This window comes from Enhygromyxa salina (assembly GCF_002994615.1).
In the GTDB taxonomy this organism is placed as follows: domain Bacteria; phylum Myxococcota_A; class Polyangia; order Nannocystales; family Nannocystaceae; genus Plesiocystis; species Plesiocystis salina_A.
Map to the genome: position 1 here is coordinate 1 of NZ_PVNK01000059.1, position 3,467 is coordinate 3,467.

Genomic DNA, 3,467 nt, shown 5'->3' on the forward strand with positions numbered 1-3,467 from the left:
AAGGTGCTTTTCGTACGGCGATACCCCGAACACGGACCTCCTGTAGCCTTTTTGCGCTCTGCTCTTTGCGGTGGGTGACCCCGCTCGGACGCGCTGGGGGGGCGGCTCGTGTTCGTTGATGAGGCTGAGTCGTGGCCGATGGGGCCCCGCGCATGGCGACAGGAGGTCCGAGTTCGGGGCGTCGCCTCTCCATCTGGGGTGCAGAGGGCTCTTGGTGCGACATCAGCATGTCGGTGGGTTGGGCGTCGAAGGTGCTTTTCGTACGGCGATACCCCGAACACGGAGCTCCTGTAGCCTTTTTGCGCTCTGCTCTTTGAGGGGGGCTCCGCTCGGAAGCGCTGGGCGCCAGCTCGGCGGCCGTGCGTGGCAAAGTTGCAGACGGCCCGGGGACTCTAAAGGAGCCCCCTCTTAGGGGGCCACGGAGACCACGGCGAAGCTCATGCCAGCCCACCGAGGGAGGGAGCGGAGCGACCGACCGACCGGCCGCTTGCGGCCGTGCGTGGCAGAGTTGCTGACGGTCGGGGGGGTCTAAAGGAGCTCCTAAAGGAGCCCGCGGCCTTGGATTCGCTGGCCGATCTTGGCGCGGATCGAACGCAGCTCGCGCTCGTCGATAAAGATCTCGGCTGCGACGACGCCCGCGACGATCCCGACCCGGGCGCGCTCGCGGAGCTGGTGCTCGACTCCGTAGCTGTCGAGGCGATCGGCGAGCTCGGCGAAGGTTGCGAGGACGAGCTCGCGGATGGTGGCGGTCGTGGCGACGTCGGGGGCCGAGAGCGAGACGACCGCGCGCAAGCCCTCGGAGAGATCGACGGCGGCGGTCAGGGACTGGGTGTTCGAGGCCCAGGCGCCCGGGAGCGCGCGACGGTCGGCGTCGTCGAGGAGCGCGGCCAGCCAGAGATGGCCGCTGCGGTCGAGGCGGTCAAATTCGTCGGCCAGCGTGGCCGGCAAGGCGAGGGGCTCGAGGCCCTCGAGCCGCGCTCCCGTGGGCGCCACGAAGGCGCCGCGAGCCCAGACGATGGTGTAGTCGTTGATGATCCAGGCCCGGGAGCCGTCGGCGACGGCCAAGCGGGTGCTGCAGGTGCCTGGCTCGGCTCGCCAGGGATCGAGGCCCTCGTTCCGGGCCCGGAGCTGGCGGGCGAGGCAGCGCAAGGTCGCGTCGGTGCCGAGGCCGCGGGCCTGCACGATCGCCAGGCGTCCATCGCCCGGGTCGCGGGCCAGGGTCAGCGCGTAAGTGCGCTCGAGCGAGATCTCGCAGTCGTCGAGGATCTCGAGGAGCTCGGCGAGCTGAAGGTCGGCCCTCAGCGCAGGCAAGAGCGCCTTGCCAGTCGAGGTCTGGGCGAGCGCGTCCACGTCGACCCCGAGCACGGCGCTCGCCCCCGTGGGGATGAGCTCGGCCGGATCCGCGGGAAACGCAGGGCAGGGGGCGGACTCGACCTGGGTGAGCGCCAACGCCGAGGTCAGCAGCAGCGTGTCGAGCGCGAACACGCGCCGATCATAGCCAAGCTGTCCGAGCCAGGGATGCAGCGATGGTTGGTACAGCCTGACTGGAATCTTTGTCAGCCCAGTTCTCGGTCTGGGTTTAGTGAGACTGGAATCTTTGTTGTGCTCAATTTCGAGCTGCTCGGTCCCCAGGACAGCCCGAGTGCGTTCAGCTCCGCCGAATATGGCGGTCTGCTCGGCTTTGGGCCGTTGTTGACCTGATCCGTGTCAGTGGAAAAATTTCAGTGATACTGTTGACGCGGGTTCGACACGTCTGTACAGTGAAATCGAACTCGGGGAGCACCCCACGCCCCCCGCGCCAAGGAAGGTAAAAATGTTCTTCATTGCCGACATGCTGCTCCGCCGCTCCAACAACCGCGCGCGACGTGCCCGAGAGGACGCCCCCGTGCCGCGTTCCCGGGTCAAGTCCGGTCGCTCGCCACGCGCTCGCCTCCACGAAGACGCGTTGTCTTCGCTCGCCTAGCGCTCGTCCAGCGACGGTCGAAGCGGCTCACGGATGAGCCGAGACCAGGAAGCCCAGCCCGCCTCGCGAGCTGGGCTTCACGCGTTCACGGCTCAACCCTCGGTCGGATCGTGCGCGCGCGCGACCGTGGCTTTGAGCCCGCGGCCGATGATGTATTGCTCTCGGCTCTGCTTGCGGGTGTGCTCGCAGCGGTAGGCGCGACCCTGCTGAAAGCGCGACTCGACCTCGCGCAGCAGCTCGGGGAAGCGGCCGCCCTGGAACACCTTCGCGCAGAAGTGGCCGCCGATCCGCAAGCTGGCCGAGGCGATGTCGAGCGCGCGCAGGAACAGATCTTCGCTCGTGGGGATGTCGAAGTCTTTGTTGCCCGTGGTGTTGGGCGCCATGTCGCTGAGCACGAGGTCGAAGCGACCAAAGCGCTCGACGAGGCGGTCGAGCTTGAGCTTGGTGACGTCGCCGACGATCGTCTGGACGTTGGCCGGCAGCGCGATCTCGACGGGGACCAGATCGACGCCGACGAGGGTGGCCTCGGTCCCGGTCTTGCCGACGGCGTACTGCAGCCACGAGCCGGGCCAGCAGCCGAGGTCGAGCAGCTGCGTTCCTGGCTTGATCAGGCGAAAGCGCTGGTCGATCTCTTGGAGCTTGTAGATCGCTCGCCCCGCGTACTTCTCTCGCTTGGCGCGGAGGTACGCGGGGTCGTGGCGATTGCGCTTGTCGCCGAGGCCCTTGCGGGTGGCCACGGGGTCGAGCTCAGTTCTTCTTGCCGTGCCGGGCTCGGATCGCGGACTTCACGGCGTGACGCACCTGCACGTAGCCGTTCTTGCCGCCGGGGACCGGCCCACGCACGAGGATCAGGCCCTTCTCGGGCAGGACCTTGGCGATCTTGAGGTTTTGGACGGTCACGGTCGCGTTGCCCATCTGGCCGGCCATGGCCTTGCCGGGGAGCACGCGGCCGGGGGTCAGGCGACAGCCGATCGATCCGCCGTGGCGGTAGACCTCGTGCTGACCGTGGGTCCGCTTCTCGCCGCGCATGCCGTGGCGCTTCATCACGCCCTGGTAGCCCTTGCCCTTGCTCGTGCCGGTCACGTCGACGACCTGCCCGGCCTCGAACACCTCGAGGGGGACCTCGCTGCCGATCGGGTACTTCTCAGCCACCTCGGCGGGGACCCGGAACTCCCGGATCTTGCGCTTGGGGGCGGCCTCGATCTTCTTGAACTGGCCGAGCTTGGGCTTGCTCAGGCGGCTGGGCTTTTGGTCGTCGAAGGCCAGCTGCAGGGCGCTGTAGCCGTCGCGCTCGACGGTGCGGTGGCCGAGGACGACGTTGCCCTTGGCGAGGAGCACGGTGACCGAGATGCGGTCGCCATCTTCGTTGTAGTACTCGGTCATGCCGAGCTTCTTGGTAAGCAGTCCCATCTGACGGTTCATGGGTGCCTCCTTTTCTTGGGGGGCATGTGCGTGCATCGCAGGATCGCGAGGGGCCGCAGGGGTGCCGGGGGCGGATGATGGG

The 3,467-nt window shown here is 67.7% G+C and carries 3 protein-coding genes; all 3 read right to left on the reverse strand.

Features of this window, described 5'->3' with window-relative positions; translation table 11 throughout:
- Positions 1–540: 540 nt before the first annotated feature.
- The 3 genes from ENSA5_RS05390 to rplC all read right to left on the reverse strand — a co-directional run bounded on the left by ENSA5_RS05390 (position 541) and on the right by rplC (position 3,385).
- Positions 541–1,485: a hypothetical protein gene (locus tag ENSA5_RS05390; RefSeq protein WP_106390480.1), complete on the reverse strand. Its 945-nt coding sequence runs from the start codon at positions 1,483–1,485 to the stop codon at positions 541–543.
- A gap of 570 nt (positions 1,486–2,055) precedes the next feature.
- The gene (locus ENSA5_RS05395; RefSeq protein ID WP_106390482.1) at positions 2,056–2,700 is read right to left on the reverse strand and encodes an SAM-dependent methyltransferase; all 645 of its coding nucleotides are present in this window, start codon (positions 2,698–2,700) and stop codon (positions 2,056–2,058) included.
- Between the two features lie 10 nt (positions 2,701–2,710).
- Positions 2,711–3,385, reverse strand: a complete 675-nt coding sequence (gene rplC, locus ENSA5_RS05400) for a 50S ribosomal protein L3 (protein WP_106390484.1) — start codon at positions 3,383–3,385, stop codon at positions 2,711–2,713.
- Positions 3,386–3,467: the final 82 nt, after the last annotated feature.